This window comes from Pseudomonas sp. V88_4, from assembly GCF_029967985.1.
Taxonomy (GTDB): domain Bacteria; phylum Pseudomonadota; class Gammaproteobacteria; order Pseudomonadales; family Pseudomonadaceae; genus Aquipseudomonas; species Aquipseudomonas glycinae.
Map to the genome: position 1 here is coordinate 1 of NZ_JASCAF010000037.1, position 15,333 is coordinate 15,333.

Annotated in this window: 13 protein-coding genes; 6 read left to right on the plus strand and 7 right to left on the minus strand. The window is 59.3% G+C overall.

Annotated elements, in window-relative coordinates; translation table 11 throughout:
• The first annotated feature begins 120 nt into the window (after positions 1-120).
• The 3 genes from QLG12_RS14185 (at position 121) to QLG12_RS14195 (ending at position 3,882) form a co-directional block, all read left to right on the plus strand.
• A complete protein-coding gene (locus QLG12_RS14185) occupies positions 121-576 on the plus strand; it encodes a VOC family protein (RefSeq protein WP_282474736.1) in 456 nt (151 codons plus the stop codon).
• Between the two features lie 80 nt (positions 577-656).
• The gene (locus tag QLG12_RS14190; protein ID WP_282474737.1) at positions 657-2,201 is read left to right on the plus strand and encodes a class I SAM-dependent methyltransferase; all 1,545 of its coding nucleotides are present in this window, start codon (positions 657-659) and stop codon (positions 2,199-2,201) included.
• A gap of 166 nt (positions 2,202-2,367) precedes the next feature.
• Positions 2,368-3,882 (plus strand): sensor domain-containing diguanylate cyclase, encoded by a 1,515-nt coding sequence (locus QLG12_RS14195; protein WP_197870816.1) that lies wholly within the window; start codon positions 2,368-2,370, stop codon positions 3,880-3,882.
• Here the strand turns inward: QLG12_RS14195 and QLG12_RS14200 are convergent.
• Entirely contained in the window at positions 3,879-5,003 is a 1,125-nt protein-coding gene (locus QLG12_RS14200) for an alkene reductase (RefSeq protein ID WP_282474738.1), read from the minus strand. The genes QLG12_RS14195 and QLG12_RS14200 overlap by 4 nt on opposite strands.
• A gap of 119 nt (positions 5,004-5,122) precedes the next feature.
• Positions 5,123-5,800: a type 1 glutamine amidotransferase domain-containing protein gene (locus QLG12_RS14205; RefSeq protein WP_282474739.1), complete on the minus strand. Its 678-nt coding sequence runs from the start codon at positions 5,798-5,800 to the stop codon at positions 5,123-5,125.
• A gap of 210 nt (positions 5,801-6,010) precedes the next feature.
• Between QLG12_RS14205 and QLG12_RS14210 the strand changes: the two genes are divergently transcribed.
• Complete coding sequence (locus tag QLG12_RS14210; RefSeq protein ID WP_064382045.1) at positions 6,011-6,595, plus strand: TetR/AcrR family transcriptional regulator; 585 nt, start codon at positions 6,011-6,013, stop codon at positions 6,593-6,595.
• 144 nt (positions 6,596-6,739) lie between these two features.
• Entirely contained in the window at positions 6,740-8,866 is a 2,127-nt protein-coding gene (locus tag QLG12_RS14215; RefSeq protein WP_282474740.1) for a TonB-dependent siderophore receptor, read from the plus strand.
• Positions 8,867-8,918: 52 nt separating this feature from the next.
• Here the strand turns inward: QLG12_RS14215 and QLG12_RS14220 are convergent, their stop codons facing one another.
• The 4 genes from QLG12_RS14220 to QLG12_RS14235 form a co-directional block, all read right to left on the minus strand.
• Positions 8,919-9,875: a 2-hydroxyacid dehydrogenase gene (locus QLG12_RS14220; RefSeq protein WP_282474741.1), complete on the minus strand. Its 957-nt coding sequence runs from the start codon at positions 9,873-9,875 to the stop codon at positions 8,919-8,921.
• A gap of 32 nt (positions 9,876-9,907) precedes the next feature.
• Positions 9,908-10,672, minus strand: a complete 765-nt coding sequence (locus QLG12_RS14225; protein ID WP_282474742.1) for an SDR family oxidoreductase — start codon at positions 10,670-10,672, stop codon at positions 9,908-9,910.
• A gap of 39 nt (positions 10,673-10,711) precedes the next feature.
• Positions 10,712-11,404 carry a fumarylacetoacetate hydrolase family protein gene (locus tag QLG12_RS14230; protein WP_282474743.1) on the minus strand — a complete coding sequence of 231 codons (693 nt, stop codon included), beginning with the start codon at positions 11,402-11,404 and terminating at the stop codon, positions 10,712-10,714.
• A gap of 99 nt (positions 11,405-11,503) precedes the next feature.
• Complete coding sequence (locus tag QLG12_RS14235) at positions 11,504-12,853, minus strand: MFS transporter (RefSeq protein WP_011333663.1); 1,350 nt, start codon at positions 12,851-12,853, stop codon at positions 11,504-11,506.
• A 587-nt stretch (positions 12,854-13,440) separates the two neighbouring features.
• Here QLG12_RS14235 and QLG12_RS14240 point away from each other — a divergent pair.
• Positions 13,441-14,373, plus strand: a complete 933-nt coding sequence (locus QLG12_RS14240; RefSeq protein WP_282474744.1) for an AraC family transcriptional regulator — start codon at positions 13,441-13,443, stop codon at positions 14,371-14,373.
• Positions 14,374-14,377: 4 nt separating this feature from the next.
• Here QLG12_RS14240 and QLG12_RS14245 read toward each other — a convergent pair whose 3' ends face one another.
• Positions 14,378-15,316 (minus strand): AraC family transcriptional regulator, encoded by a 939-nt coding sequence (locus tag QLG12_RS14245; protein ID WP_282474745.1) that lies wholly within the window; start codon positions 15,314-15,316, stop codon positions 14,378-14,380.
• Between the last annotated feature and the right edge of the window lie 17 nt (positions 15,317-15,333).

Sequence of the window (15,333 nt, forward strand, 5' to 3'; positions counted from 1 at the left end):
GATTAAATTCCGAAACCCCAATTGCGAAAGCAGTTGGGGTTTTGTTTTGCCCGCAAGAAAGTTTTCAATGGCTTCAACGAGCACGGTTACCATGAGCTTCAGTCCAGCAGGAGGCAGGCAGTGCAACTCAAGTTCAGTCACGTCGATGTATTGGTGAATAACCTCGAAGAAGCCTGTGCGTACTATGCGCATATATTAAAGGCGAGCATCTCCAGGACGCTGGTGTGGGAACGGGGCGGCCTGCATGTGCGCTATGCGATTGCGTTGGTCGGGCAGGAACGTTTCATGCTGGTTCAGCCATTGGCCGGGAATCTGCGGGAACTCCTGGATAGTGCGGGCGAGGGCATGATCTATCGTCACTGCTATTCGACTCCCGACATCGAAAAAGCCTACGACGAACTGGTCGCTGAAGGCGTACAGCCTGAAGATGAAAACGGTAAATCGTTGTCCCGCGAACACCTGCAATCGCCGGCAGGGGCACGCATCATCTGGTTGCCCAAGCGCTTCGGTCACTTCTCGATCGAAATTCTGGAGGAGAAGACGTTGGAAGCGTTTATCGAAGAGGCCTTTACCTGACCGCTTTTCCTCTTGTGATAGGCCACGACTACCCCGTATAAGAGCGACTTTCACTTCCGATATAAGAAAAGGGTGCACGCATGAGCAATGCCTGGAACGAGGGATATTTCACGGACGAAGGCTACACCTACAGTTACAGCCGGGAAATCAATCCGGTTTTCCAGCGTTATTGTCTTCTGTTGCGCGGTTACACCACGCTGGAGAGTAGCGACGCCTACCACTGTGAGCTGGGTTTTGGTCAGGGTGTTTCGATCAATATCCATGCGGCGGGCAATCCCGGCTCTTATGTCGGCACCGACTTTCACCCAGGTCAGGCGTCCCATGCCATCTCGCTTGCAAGCGACTGGGGTAGTGATGCGCGACTGTATGACGACAGCTTCGAGCAGTTGCTGGCCCGTCATGATCTGCCTCAGTTCGACAGTATCAGTCTGCATGGCATCTGGACTTGGGTCAGCCGCGATAACCACAAACTGATCGTGGAATTTGTCCGTCGTCATCTCAAACCAGGTGGCCTGCTGTACGTCAGCTACAACTGCTTTCCGGGGTGGGCGCCTCAGGCACCTTTGCGTCAGCTTTTCAGCCTGCACGACCGTTTCGCCAGTCAAGCCTGCGCGCGCCCTGATCAACGTATCGACGCTGCGTTGCAGTTTTCCGAAGCGCTGCTGGCTGCAAATCCGAAATATGCCAACTCGGCGCCAGGACTGGACGCCAAGCTCCGGAGCATCAAAGGCCAGGATCGTCAGTATATCGCCCATGAGTATTTCAACCGCGACTGGAACTGCATGTATTTCACCGACGTGGTTGATGCCCTGGCGCCCGCCAAGCTCGACTACGCCACGACAGCCGTCCCGCTGGACTCCGTCGATCCGCTCAATCTGAGCGCCGAAGGCATGGACTTTCTGGAAAATATCGACCATCCCGTCATGCGTGAGCAGGCGCGTGACTACTTCGTAAACCAGAGTTTCCGCCGGGATCTTTATGTGCGCGGCGCCAACAGGCTGTCGGCCTCCGAGCACCGCGAGCGTATGCTCAGCACGCGCTTCGTCCTGTTGCAGGCAGCCGACAGCGTGCCGGCCAACGTCACCGGCCCGGCCGGCGCAGCTACGTTGCAGGCGGAGATCTATGGTCCGGTACTCGCAGCGCTGGCGGATGACGCCTATGTGCCGAAGCCCTTGCGGCATTTGCTGGATCTTTTGCCCTCGTTGGCCTATGGCGATGTGGAGCAGGCTCTCAACGTGTTGATCGGCATGGGGACCGTGGCGCCGTGTCAGAGCGAGGCTGCCGAAAAACTGGTGCAGGCCCGCTGCAATACCCTCAACCTGCAACTGTGCAAGCGTTCGTTGTATGGCAACAAGATTCAGACCCTGGCGAGTCCCGTGACCGGGGGTGGGGTGACGGTCAGTCGCTTCCAGCAGCTGTTCCTGATATCGATCAAACAGGGCAAAAAGCACCCGGCTGAATGGGCGCAACTGGCATGGGGCATCATCGGCGGCCAGGGTGAAGGTCTCCTCAAGGACGGCAGGGCCCTGACCACCGCGCAAGAAAACCTTGCCGAACTGACCGGGCAGGCTCAGGCGTTTGCCGAAAGTACTCTGGTCATTCTCAAGGCTTTGAAAATCGTCTAGTGGAGAACAGGGACGGCAGGACGCCTCGCGCCGCCTGCCGTCGTCCGGGGCACCTCGGATTCTTTCGCGAAACCAGCACGAGAGCACCGCGGCGGACGCGCGGTCGATGTAATGCCCCGGTCAAACAATAGCGGTGACGGAAACCGGACTTTCCATAGGTACTGAAGTGAAGCGTGATACTCACCTTGTAATGCTCTTGCTGTTGGTAATCGGCTGTTCCCTGGCATCGCTGACCATCTGGAAGATACTGGGCTCTCGGGATCAAGCACTGGATGAAGTCAATGTCCATGGGTTGAACCTGACTCAGGCACTCGCGACTTATTCCGAAGGCATTGTCCGGCAGAGTTCGCTGCTTCTGCTCGGACTCGTCGAACGTCTGGAAACGGAAGGCAGTGGCCCAGCGCAAATCGAACGGCTCAAGACTTTGATCGACCGGCAGCGACCGCTGATGCCGCAGATGAGTGGCATCACTATCTACGACAACAAAGGTCACTGGTTGATGTCATCCAACCGACCTATTCCTGTCGGTGCCAACAGCGGTGATCGTGCCTATTTCATTCATCACCGTGATGATCCATCTCGCGAACCCTTCATCGGCCCACCGATTCGCAGTCGCTCGAATCAGGAATGGGTGATTACCATCAGCCGGCGTTTCAATGACGATCGCGGAGAGTTTGCCGGTGTGGTGGCGGTTACCCTGGGGGTGGAAAACTTCCTGCGTCTGTTCGGCCAGCTCGATATAGGGCAGGAGGGCGCCATCGGCTTGTCCTACACCGATGGCACGCTGCTGGTCCGTTACCCTTTCCGCGAACAGGACATGGGGCGTAACTTCTCCAGTTCGCCGATCTATGCGAAGTACCTGGTGGACAAATCGGTTGGCACTGCATCCTTCACGTCCAGTCTGGACGGCGTGGAACGGCTCTATGCCTTTCGCAAGAGTGAAACGTTGCCACTGATCACCACTGTTGCGCTCGGTAAGCGCGAAGCCCTGGCGGCGTGGCGATTTGAAGCGCTGCTGTCGATCGGTGTGGTTACCACATTGCTGGGGCTCACCGGCGTCATTGGCTGGTTCCTGATCCTGGATATTCGTCGCCGGACGCAGGTAGAAGGAGAGTTGCGCGATACCCAACAACAGTTGCTCGGCACGAACCGGCAACTTGAACTGTTGGCGATGAAGGATGCGCTGACCGGTCTGGCAAACCGACGTTGCTTCGATCAGACCCTGGAGATGGAAGCGCGTCGGGCGAAGCGGGACGGGACCTCATTGGCATTGCTGATGATTGATCTGGACTATTTCAAGTTGTTCAACGATTCCCGTGGGCATGTTGCCGGCGACGAATGTTTGCGGCGGGTGGGTCGAATCATTGAAACCTGCGCGCGCCGGCCGTCCGATCTCGCGGCGCGCTATGGCGGCGAAGAGATGGCGGTGATCATGCCGGATACCGACAGTGACGGTGCGGGGATAGTGGCGCAAATGATCCTTGAACGATTGGCGCACGAATCCATCGCTCACCCGGCCAGCCCCTTCGGCCGAGTGAGTGTGAGTATCGGAATTGCCGCGGCCAAGGGTTCGCAGCTGGACGCGGTACAAGGCCTGATCGAGGCGGCAGATCAGGCGCTGTATCAAGCCAAAGGGGCGGGCCGGAACCAGCTCGCCAAAAGTGTCGCCAGCGAAAACTAATCGGCGTACACCGGGTAATCCACATAGCCTTCGGCATGCCCGCCATACACTGTGGCCGGGTTCAGCGCGTTCAGCGGCCAGTCATTGGCGATGCGCGCCGGCAGATCCGGGTTGGCCATGAACGGGCGACCGAAAGCCACGAAGTCTGCCAATCCGGAGTCGAGCAACCGTGCCCCGGACTCCGCGTTGTAGCGACCTGCGTAGATGATCGCGCCGCTGAAGGTGTCGCGCACCGCTCGACGGAAGGTTTCCGGCATCACTGGCGCGTCGTCCCAGTCGGCTTCGGCGATGGACAGGTAGGCGATGCCGACGTCTTGCAGCACCTTGATCGCTTCGATGTAAGTGGTGTGCGGGTCTTCCTCGACCATACCCAGATAAGTCCGCGCTTCATCGGTGGTGGTGAACAGCGGCGCAAAGCGCACGCCGACCTTTTCCTTGCCGATGGATTCGGCGACGCCAGCCACCACTTCGCGCAGAAAACGCAGACGGTTATGCAGCGAACCGCCGTATTGATCGGTGCGCAGGTTGCTGTGGGCGGAAATGAACTGGTTGACCAGATAACCATTGGCGCAGTGCAGTTCGATACCGTCGAAGCCGGCGTCCATGGCATTGCGCGCGGCCTGGATATACAGCTGAACCAGTTCCTGCACTTCCTCGGTGGTCAATGCGCGAGGCGCGGACGGCGGTACCAGAGCCCCCATGCCCGGCCCGGTCTCGATGAAAACGCTGACCCGATCGGTGGCGACAGCGGAGGGCGCCACTGGCGCGGCGCCATCGGGTTGCAAAGCGCTGTGCGATACACGACCGACATGCCAGAGCTGGGCGAAAATCACCCCCTCTCTGGCGTGAACGGCCTCGGTGACCTTGCGCCAACCGGCAATTTGCTCAGGTGTATGAATGCCCGGGGTCCAGGCGTAACCCTGGCCACGGGGTTCGATCTGGGTGCCTTCGGTAATCAGGAAGCCCGCGCCGGCTCGCTGCTGGTAATACTCAGCCATCAATTCGTTGGCGACATTGCCCGGTTGAGTGCTGCGTTGGCGGGTGAGGGGCGGCAGCACGATACGGTTTTTCAGGGTGTGGTGGCCCAGGGTGGCGGGGGTGAAGAAACGGCTGTTATTCATGGATGCATCCTGTCCACGGGTTTATTAGACCAGTCGACTATTTAATGGGCGAAAAAAAGAACACCGTGTAACACGCACACGGTGTTCGGATCGGTCATTGAAGCGCGAAGCGAAATTCTTCAGCCGAGCAGCTTCAACAGTTTTTCGGCGACGGCCGCCGAGCTGGCAGGATTCTGCCCGGTGACCAGTTTTCCATCCGTCACCACATGAACCTGCCAGTCAGCGACTTTGGAGTAGCGGCCGCCAAGACGCTGAAATTCGTCTTCGATCAGGAACGGCACGACATCCGTCAGACCGACCGCTGCTTCTTCGGAGTTAGTGAAACCCGTCACTTCGCGATGCTGGATCAGCGGTTTTCCGTCTGCGTCGACAACATGACGCAGCACCCCCGGCGCATGGCAGACGAAACCATGAGGCTTATTGCTGCGGGCGAAAGCTTCGATCAGCGCAATCGAGTGTTTGTCTTCGGCCAGATCCCAGAGCGGGCCATGGCCACCCGGGTAAAACACGGCATCGAAGTCTTCGGCACTGACGTCGGCCAAGCGGCCAGTGTTTGCCAATGCCTGTTGGGCGGCGGGGTCTTTGCGGAAACGGTCGGTTTCTTCGGTTTGTGCATCGGGCTCGTCGCTCTTCGGATCCAGCGGAGGCTGGCCGCCAGCGGGCGAAACCAGGGTGACGTCGGCGCCGGCGTCCTTGAAGGCGTAGTAGGGGGCGGCGAACTCTTCGAGCCAGAAGCCGGTTTTCTTGCCGGTATTGCCGAGTTGATCGTGGGAAGTCAGAACCATCAAGATTTTCATAGAGCACCCTGGGTTGGTCAGGTGGCGTTCATGAGCAAGGGATTCGCACAGGATCGACACCGCGGAAAAAGTTTGTCGGAGCGCAGCATAGTTTCCAATTAGACCAGTCGTCTAGTATTTTTTTCTGTGAAGCTTTTTCATGGACAGATGTGGCACACTCGCGTTCCTTTGAGTTAAACGACTGGTCTATTGCCTGGTAATCTGCGCCCCATGAAACCGACCTACGACGACACCCGCCAACATTTGCTCGACACCGGCCACCGGATGATGGCCGAGAAAGGCTTCACCAGTGTCGGCCTGAACGAGATCCTGCAGACCGCCGGCGTGCCCAAGGGCTCGTTCTATCACTACTTCAAATCCAAGGAACTGTACGGCCAGGCCCTGCTCGAGGATTACTTCGTCGACTATCTGGCCGACATGGAGCGACGCCTGACGCTACCGGATTTGAGTGCTCGTGAGCGGCTGATGGATTACTGGCAGGGCTGGCAGGATCGCTGCACCCTCGAAGGCCATGGCGACGAATGCCTGGTGGTCAAACTCAGCGCCGAGGTGTCTGATCTGTCCGAAACCATGCGCCTGACCTTGCGTGATGGCGCCGAGCGAGTGGTGGCGCGCATCACCACGTGTATCGAACAGGGGCAGGACGATAAAAGCCTGCCTCCGGGGGATGCCCGGCAGTTGGCCGAAACCCTGTATCAGCTATGGCTGGGAGCCAGTTTGTTGAACAAGCTGCAACGCACAGGGCAATCGTTGAGTACGTCGATGGCGACCACCGAGCGCTTGCTGAGCGTGTAAGGAGGAATGAACGCAAGAGGTTGAGAGTCAGCTGCATAAACGAATGGGAACGCCTATCAATTGCGTAAGGCTTGGTATACCATCCCTCGCGTTTCGCTGGCAGTTATCCCCTTCGTTCTGGCTTATCCGTAAGGTTCTCCCCTCATGCGTCGAACTCTGCTGTCCATCTGTGTGTTGCAAACGTTGTCTCCCTTTGCGTGGGCCGAGCCATCCGATTCAACGGTGTCAGCGCTGGAGCTGGATGCAACCGATGTGGTCGGTACCGCTGACTACGAAAGAGCGGACGGCCCGGTACACGGATATCGCGCGACCCGTTCGGCCAGCGCCACCCGAACCGATACCTCGATTCATGAAACCCCGCAGTCGATCAGTGTCGTCACCAAAGACGCAGTCGAAGACATTGGTGCCACACGGCTGCAGGACGCACTGGATTACGCGGGCGGCGTAGGGCGAGCCAACAATTTCGGCGGCCAGGGACTGACCACGTTCACCGTGCGCGGATTTACCACCGGCGAGTTCTACCGTAATGGTTTCCCGATCAACCGCGGTTATCCGAACATGCCGGATGCCAACACCATCGAGCGTCTGGAAGTCTTGCGCGGGCCGGCGACCATGCTCTACGGCCGGGGCGATCCGGGCGGTACCTTCAATGTCGTTTCCAAACAACCGTTGCCCGAGCGCACGGTCACACTCGGCAGCCAGTTGAATGACCAAGGCATGCAGCGCGGTACCCTGGATGCTTCCGGTCCGCTCGATGAAGAGGGACGTCTGGCCTATCGCCTGAACGTGGTGGGCGAGGGCGGCGATACCTTCCGCGATCACGTCGAAACCGAACGCTACGGCGTGACCCCGGTGCTGACCTGGCAGGCCAGCGATGACACCCGAGTCATCTTCGAGGGTGACTTCATGCGCAACAACCATCCGCTGGACCGCGGCGCAACGCGTTATCCCCGACAGATTGGCACCGCCTCCCGCGACACCTTCTTCGGTGAACCGGACGCTGGCAAGTTGCACAACGACAACAACATGGCGCAATTGCGCTTCGAGCATGTGCTCAATGACGACTGGACACTGGGCGGTGGTTTCCAGTGGCTCGACGGAACCTTGCAGGGCAATGCCATCGAAGCCAACGGCATTGCCGCCGACGGCCGGACCCTGGGACGAAACTTCAACTACCGCAAGCTGGAGTGGACGGACAAGGACACCCAGCTCAACCTGACCGGTCACTTTGCCACGGGCGGCCTGCAGCACACATTGCTGACCGGTATCGAATACGAAGATTACGACTACCAGTCGATCATCCAGCGCTCCAGCGGCGCGGTGAGTGCCTATCCGATCGACATCTTCAATCCGGTGTATGGGCAGCCCCGTCCGGCACTGACGCGCACCCCGACCCACGACAAGGAAAATCTCAAGACCTACGCCGCGTTCGTACAGGATCAGGTGGCTCTGACCGATCGGTTGAAAGTCCTGGCCGGTGCCCGTTTCGAACGCTTCGAACACGATTATGAAACCTACGTGCCCGGCGGCAAAAACTGGCAGGCCAGTGACAACGCCGTCACGCCCCGCGTCGGTGTGACCTATGACCTGACCGACACCCTCGCGGTCTACGCAGACACCGCGCGTTCTTTCAAACCCAATACCGGCGCGAGTCGGCAGGGTGGCGGCTTTGAACCGGAGAAAGGCAAGTCCTGGGAGATGGGCATCAAATGGGAAGCGCTGGATCATCAGCTGAGTGTTGACGCGGCGATCTATCAGATTGAAAAGCGTAATGTCCTGACCACTGACCCGGTGGACTCGACGTTCAGCGTGGCTGCCGGGGAAGTGCGCAGTCGAGGGTTTGACCTCAATGTTGCCGGCAATCTGACCCCCGAATGGCGTGTCATCGGGGGTTACGCCTACGTCGATGCCGAGGTGACCAAGGACAACGTGATCCGCTCCGGCACGCGACTGATGAACATCCCGAAAAACAGCTTCAGCCTGCTCAATGTCTACGAGTTCCAGGACGGTGCCCTCAGTGGTCTGGGGCTGGGGACAGGGCTCAAATATGTCGATGAGCGCGCGGGTCAAACGGCGAACACCGCGTTCTCGATGGGGAGCTATACCGTTGTCGACCTGCTCAGCTACTACAAGGTCAATGACAAGGTACGCCTCAACCTCGACCTGAAGAACCTGTTCGACCGGGACTACGACGAGGGCGCATTCGGTAACGTTTACGCCTATCCGGGGGCACCGAGAACGGTGCAGGTCGGCATTTCCTACACGTTGTAGTCCGGGTCTGGAATCCATCATCGGGGGCAGCGGCCCCCGATGACTGTGAGGCTCAGCCGGTCACACATCCTGGCGGAGTTCTTCCGGCAAAGCTGTCCACCAGGCTTGCCACAACCATTTCGCCCATGCGGGTGCGAGTCTGCAGGGTCGCGCTGGCGCGGTGTGGTTGCAGCACCACCTGTTCCAGGGCAAACAAGGCTTCAGGCACGTTGGGCTCATCGACGAAAACATCCAGCGCCGCGCCCGCGATCTCGCCGGCCTTCAGGGCCGCCACCAGATCGGTTTCGTTGACCAGTTTCCCTCGGGCGACGTTGATCAGGTATCCACCCTTGCCCAAGGCCTGCAACACGGAGGCATCGATGATGGCCTCGGCCTTGTCGGCGGCCGCCGCGAGAATCAGCGCATCACTGTCGCGGGCCAATTGCTTGAGGTCGGCGATGAAGGTGTGGCTGACATCGCTCATCGGTTGCAGGTCGGTGTAACTGATCGGACAGCCAAACGCGGCAGCGCGAGTGGCGACCGCTCGGCCAACCCGGCCCATGCCCACGATGCCGATACGCATGCCGGACACTTGCCGCGCCAAAGGCAGCGGTGCCAGTGGCGTGGGGCTCTGCGGCCACTGGCCCGAGCGCACGTAACGGTCACTGGTGCACAACCCGCGACACACGGCGATCAGCAAGCCGATGGCCAGGTCGGCCACGTCTTCGGTCAGTGCGCCGATGGTCGCCGTCACTCGAATCCCGCGATCCCGGGCGTAGGCCAAATCAACCGCATCGGTGCCGACACCGTTGACCGCCACCACTTCCAGTTTGGGCAGTTGCGCCATCAACGCCTGACTGATGCCCGTGTGACCACCAGTGATCACGCCGCGAATGTTGGCGCCGTGTTCCTGCAAATACGCCGCTTTGTCGGCCTGCTCGAAATAACGCCTGATCGTGAACAGTTCGCCGAGACGGGCATTGATTTCCGGAATCAGGATCGGGCTGAGCTGCAAGACTTCTGGCTTCATGTAAACCTCACTTACGCAATAAAAAAGCCGGCTCAACCACGGCCGGCAAACGGCATGGCAGTCGCCATGACGGTCATGTTCAGGACGTTGGCCGACAGGGGCAGGCCGGCGATGTAACGCACGGCGTCGGCGACATGCTTGACGTCGACCATCGGCTCCACGGCGATGCTGCCGTTGGCCTGGCGTACGCCTTTGGTCATGCGCACCGACATTTCGGTCAAGGCATTGCCGATATCGATCTGGCTGCAGGCGATATTGAATTCCCGACCATCCAGCGCCAGGGATTTGGTCAATCCCAATACCGCGTGTTTGCTGGCGGTGTACGCGCTGCTGAAAGGACGTGGAGTGTGGGCCGAAATCGAACCGTTATTGATGATGCGCCCGCCTTGGGGCTGTTGCCGGCGCATGAGTCCGAACGCTCCTCGGGCGCAGAGAAAAACACCGTTGAGGTTGGTGTCGATCACGTTTCGCCACTGCTCGAACGTCAGCTCATCCAGCGGCACGGCGGGGGCATTGACCCCGGCGTTGTTGAAGACCACGTCCAGGCGTCCATAAACTTCGGCAATGGTTGCAAACAGATGATCGACACTGGCCGGGTCGCGTACATCGGTGGGCACCGCCAGCGCTTCGTTTCCTTCGCTGGCCGCCAGATCGACCAACGCCTGCAAGGGTTCGGGTCGGCGTCCGGCCAATACCAGTGTGTATCCGTCGGCCAGCAGGCCCAAGGCCACGGAACGGCCGATTCCGCTACCGGCGCCGGTCACCAGGGCAACTTTCAAGGATTGAGTGTCAGACATCTTGTTGTTCTCCTTTTTTCCAATCACTTAAGGCCAGACTCAAGACCGGGGGCCGACGCGCATTTCGAGTTGGCCGATGCCGTCGATCCCGGCGCTGATGACGTCGCCGGGTTGCAAGACATCGACGCCGGCGGGGCTGCCGGTCATGATCAGATCGCCGGCCTTGAGCGTGACGGCTTGCGAGATGCGGCTGATGACTTCACTCACCGACCAGATCTGGCTGTCGAGTCGATCGCGTTGGCGTTCTTCACCGTTCACGCTCAACCATAATTCCCCTTCGAGCCGACCGGTCCGAGTGACCGGCACAATGGCGGTCATCGGTGCGGCACCGTCAAACACCTTGGCACCTTCCCATGGCAAACCGTCGCGCTTGGCCAGTCGCTGTACGTCACGGCGGGTCAGGTCCAGTCCGGCGGCGTATCCCCAGACATAGGCCAGCGCCTGGCTTTCGGGGATCTGCGCGCCGCCTTCGCCGATGGCCACGACCAGCTCTATTTCATGGGCAAACTCTTCGGTGAGTGACGGGAAGGTCACTTCACCGACGGCGTCTACCACGCAGCTTGCCGGTTTCATGAAGAACACCGGTGGCTGGCGCGGCTGGCCCAGGGTGTCCGGCCACGGGTAGTTGCGGCCGACGCAGAACACGCGTCCGACGGGAAATCGTTGCTCGCTGCCGACAACCGGCAAGGTCACTGGCAGATCCGGGGTAAAGACGTATTCGGTCATGTTCATCCTGCTGCAAGTCCTGTGTGAAAGGTAAGCGTACGGCGGCAATCGCTGGCGAAGTTGGACGAAAGCCGCCTCAAATTGGAGAAAACGGTTGTTCTGGCTTCAGCGCGTTTTCAACTCGATGCGGTACAGACGGCCGAGCAGCAACGAATACGAGAGGGTGCCGATCAGCGCCACGGCACCAATGAACCAGAACGCCCAGGCGAACGAGCCGGTGGCGTGAACGATGGCGCCGATCACGATCGGAGTGACGATGCCGCCGATATTCGCGGCCAGGCTGGTGATCCCGCCGGTCAGCCCGATCAGTTCCTTGGGTGCCACCTCCGACACCGCCGCCCACGAGGACGACGCGATGCCCTGAGCGAAAAAGGCAATGGTCAGCACGGCGATGCAGATGACGTTCGAGTCGGTGAAGTTCACCAGCACGATCGACATGCCCAGCATCGACCCGACCACCAGCGGCAGTTTCCGGGCGAAAGACATTGAATATCCACGACGGATCAACAGGTCGGAGACGATGCCGGCGAGCAGGATGCCGACCGTTGCGCCCACGAAGGGCATCACGGCAAAGATCCCCGCCTTGATCGTGGTCAGATGGCGCTCTTCAATCAGATAGGTCGGGAACCAGGTGAGGAAGAAGTACAGCGCCGAGGTGCTGGCGAACTTGCCGATGCAAATGGCCCAGACCTGGCGATAGCTGAACAGCTCCGCGATCTGCCGCCAGTTGAAACGGGTGCGCTCCTGACTGCTCTTGACCAGTCCGCCACCGGCCTCGATGTATTTCAGTTCTTCCTTGCTGACTTTCTTGCAGTTCAACGGATCGCGATACAGATACAGCCACAGCACACCAAAGACGATGCCGAGCGCGCCGGTGCTGTAGAAGACATGGCGCCAGTCAAAGGTTGTGGCCAGCCACAGCAAGGCACCGGTAAACAGCGCCGTGCCCAGGTATTGCCCGCAGACGTAGATGCTGCTGGCCATGCCCCGTTCCCGCGCCGGAAACCATACGGTCACCGCACGGCTGTTGGCCGGAAACGCCGGCGCTTCCATCGCCCCGACGGCCAGCCGCAGGCCGAACAGCGAAGCGAATCCCGTGGCGAAGCCTTGAAACACCGTGACGGTTGACCAACTGATCAGTGAAACCCCGTAAGTAAAACGTGAGCCGAAGCGGTCGGCGATAAACCCGGCTGGCACCAGCGCCAGTGCGTAGGTCCAGGCAAAGGCGGAGAAGATCAGCCCCATTTCAATCTTGTCCAGGCCCAGGTCCTTGGCCATGAACGGAGCGGCAATCGAGATGTTCACCCGGTCGATGTAGTTGATGATCGTTGCAATCAGCAGCAGCGAGAGCATGAACCAGCGACGTCGTGTCGGCAGCCGCCGGGAAGAGACGGCATCCCTGTCGCCGGCAATCAACGGCGGGGCGGTGGTGGGGGAGGTGTGTGAATTCGACATGAGTGGACCTCGTTATTGTTAGAAGTGTCGAGTTGTTTGCGGACAGCCGACGCCGTTGCCCGCTGTTCGGGGGCAAGGCAATCGAAGTTGAAACCAATGGCAAAAACGGCCAGGGTCAGACGTTCAGCTACGTCTTCCGGCTGGCATCGTCGGTAAAGGGTGGGGAGGGGCGGCGGGGAGCAATTGCAGATTCATGACGTGCGCACCTTTTTTGTTTTTGAATGAGGTTGGGCTGCATGGGAAATACAGTGGTCGTACAACCTCTTGAAATCAATCAAGGTGTTAGATCATTTTTTCCGGAGAAGGGAGCGCCAGATAAACCTGTCCAAAAAAATCCACACCGTGATTTTTCCTTTTACTTTTCGATTAGCTCCATAAGTTATTGTTTTTAATAATGAAAAATGATGACTGTGTGGTCGTTTTTTTTGGACAGTGAGCATCGGCAGTGGTGGTGTAAAAAATCACTGAACCTGATGTCATCGTATGACTGCTTGAAGGGCTGGCGCCGAACCTTCAAGATGAGCCACGCCGATTACTCGGCAACGCCAGGAAAACCTGCCCGAGTACCTGTCGAGGATTCTCAAGAAATGACGTCACAATGCCGTGTGCCCACCTACGTCATGCAGCAACGCAGCGAGATGATGGACTTCTATATTCGTGACAAGAAAGGTCGCCGCGCCGAGACCAGCCCGCATCGACACGAATACTTCCAGATCCAGATCAACCTCGGCGGCGACACGGTGCAGCACATTGGCAACGCGGTTCGTCCATTTCCGCGTAACGCGCTGGCATTCATCCTGCCGCACCGCGTGCACGTGATCCCGCATCCGGCGGACGGCAACTTCATGGTGATCAACTTTTCCCAGACCTTTCTGCTGCCGCATTTGCAGTGCGACCCGATGGATCTGGAGGAGGTATCGATTCTCCTGGCGCCCGAACTGTCGCCGTTCCGCTTTCAGGAGCATCTGGATTTCATTCTGGGGGATGAGGACTTCAACGAGGTCTGTGGCTTGATCGAACAGATGCGCGGCCTGGACGAGAATCGTCAGTTCGGTACACGCGAAGTGCTCAAGGGATTGCTGCTGCAACTGGTAGGCAAGGTGTGCGTCCTGTATGCCGAACCGCTCAAGCGCCTGGCAGAAGAGAATGCCGCGCAAGCCAGTCGGCGGGATGCGCTGAGCCGGATGTTCGAGTATCTGCGCAAGAACATTGCCGACCCTGATCTCAATCTGATCAAGGTCGCGGCGGCGACCTATCTGTCACCGACCTATCTCACGCACTGGCTGCGCAAGGAAATCGGCAAGACCTTCACCGAGCTGGTGCTGGAACGCAGAATGCACGCGGCACGCAATTACCTGCTCAATGGAACCCGGCCGGTGGGCGAGGTGGCGAGGTTGTGTGGGTTTGCGGATGAAGCTTATTTCTCCCGACGGTTTCGCCAGATCCACGGACAGCCACCTGGACAGTTCCGCCGTCGGCAACTGGACCCGGACACCCCGCAGTCACCTGTAGATGCCTGATCGGCTAATGCGACGAAACATAAACCGAGGCCGACGACGGCGCAGGCAACGCATACGTTGCCTTCATCCACTCGATCTCCGCTTGCGGCGTTCGGCCGAAGAAGCGTTTGAACTCGCGACTGAACTGCGAAGCGCTTTCATAGCCGACGCTGAATGCCGCCGCTGAGGCAGTCATGGCATGGCGCAACATCAAAAGTCGCGCCTGATGCAGGCGCGTCGATTTCAGGTATTGCATGGGGGAGGCATCCGTCACACTGCGAAAGTGAAGGTGAAAACTGGGCACGCTCATGCTCGCTTCGCGGGCCAGTTGCTCGACGTCCAGGCGCTCCTGATAGCTGCTGTGGATCTTGCGGATCGCCCGCGTCACCTTGCCGAAGTGCCCCTGTCGATTGAGTGCAGCGCGCATCGAGCCGCCTTGTTCGCCGGTCAGGATGCGGTAATAGATTTCCCGCAACAGCGACGGCCCCAATATCTGCGCCTCACCCGCAATGTTCATGGCTTCGAGAAAGCGCAGTGTCGATGCGCGCAGGGTGTCGTCCATCGGTGAGGCGAACATGCCCTTGGGTGGCGCATCACTCGGGCCGTGAATCTCATCCACCTGCTGCATCAACTCGCTGGCCACCTGGAAATCCAGTTGCAGATAGATCGCAAGCATCGGCTCATCTTCAGAGGCGTCGGTCTCCATGGTGAAGGGGATCGGAACCGACACCACCAGGTAATGCTGGGCGTCATACACGTAGACGTCATCGCCCAGATACCCGCGCTTCTGGCCCTGACAGAGAATCACGATGCCGGGGTCGTACAGCACCGGCGTGCGGGTCAGTGGCCGGTTCGAGCGCAGGAAGCGCACGCCCTCCAGCGCACTGAGGTTGTAGCCCTCGACCGGTGCCAGCGTTTCCATGAGCTGCACCATGCGCGAAGTGCTTGGGTCGGCCTGTTTCATCGGGTTCTCTCTGTGGG

Coding starts and splice junctions, on each gene's coding strand:
- QLG12_RS14190 (WP_282474737.1), top strand. CDS start 657: ATGAGCAATGCCTGGAACGAGGGATATTTCACGGACGAAGGCTACACC.
- QLG12_RS14200 (WP_282474738.1), bottom strand. CDS start 5,003: ATGAATAACAGCCGTTTCTTCACCCCCGCCACCCTGGGCCACCACACC.
- QLG12_RS14205 (WP_282474739.1), bottom strand. CDS start 5,800: ATGAAAATCTTGATGGTTCTGACTTCCCACGATCAACTCGGCAATACC.
- QLG12_RS14210 (WP_064382045.1), top strand. CDS start 6,011: ATGAAACCGACCTACGACGACACCCGCCAACATTTGCTCGACACCGGC.
- QLG12_RS14215 (WP_282474740.1), top strand. CDS start 6,740: ATGCGTCGAACTCTGCTGTCCATCTGTGTGTTGCAAACGTTGTCTCCC.
- QLG12_RS14220 (WP_282474741.1), bottom strand. CDS start 9,875: ATGAAGCCAGAAGTCTTGCAGCTCAGCCCGATCCTGATTCCGGAAATC.
- QLG12_RS14225 (WP_282474742.1), bottom strand. CDS start 10,672: ATGTCTGACACTCAATCCTTGAAAGTTGCCCTGGTGACCGGCGCCGGT.
- QLG12_RS14230 (WP_282474743.1), bottom strand. CDS start 11,404: ATGAACATGACCGAATACGTCTTTACCCCGGATCTGCCAGTGACCTTG.
- QLG12_RS14235 (WP_011333663.1), bottom strand. CDS start 12,853: ATGTCGAATTCACACACCTCCCCCACCACCGCCCCGCCGTTGATTGCC.
- QLG12_RS14240 (WP_282474744.1), top strand. CDS start 13,441: ATGACGTCACAATGCCGTGTGCCCACCTACGTCATGCAGCAACGCAGC.
- QLG12_RS14245 (WP_282474745.1), bottom strand. CDS start 15,316: ATGAAACAGGCCGACCCAAGCACTTCGCGCATGGTGCAGCTCATGGAA.